Source organism: Candidatus Termitispirillum reticulitermitis (assembly GCF_054655775.1).
In genome coordinates, this window is sequence record NZ_BAAIHG010000205.1 from 1 (window position 1) to 678 (window position 678).

1 pseudogene is annotated in these 678 nt (G+C 43.1%); it reads left to right on the plus strand.

What is annotated here, in order from left to right:
- Positions 1-678, plus strand: a pseudogene (locus AC1MDJ_RS08305) (hypothetical protein); the annotation flags it as partial.

The window sequence follows — 678 nt, forward strand, 5'->3', positions numbered from 1 at the left end:
CCATAATGAAAGCCTGTTTATAATAGGTGGCAACGGCACAAGCTTTGCGGGTAACACTGCTACTAATGGCGGTGCTATCTATCATGGTTATGTTGATGCATTTGCGATAAGTGGCGACAACACGAGTTTTGCGGAGAACACTGCTAATTTTGGCGGTGCTATCTATAATGCTAGCGGCTTCACAATAAGTGGCAACAACACAAGCTTTGACAATAACGCTGCCGGAACTGGCGGAGCTATCTATAATACTATCATATTTATGATAGGTGGCAACGGCACAAGCTTTGAAGGGAACACTGCTGTTACTAATGGCGGTGCTATCTATAATTATAATAATGGCACGTTTATATTAAGTGGCAACAACACAAGCTTTGACAATAACACTGCTGATTATGATGGCGGTGCTATCTATAATTATAATAATGGCACGTTTATATTAAGTGGCAACAACACAAGCTTTGCAGGGAACACTGCTACTCATTATGGCGGTGCTATCTATAATGCTGGCATATTTACATTAAGTGGCAACGGCGCAAGCTTTGCAGGAAACACTGCTACCGGTTATTATGGCGGTGCTATCCTTAATGCTGGCACATTTACATTAAGTGGCAACGGCGCAAGCTTTGCAGGAAACACTGCTACCGGTTATTATGGCGGTGCTATCCTTAACTCTGGCTC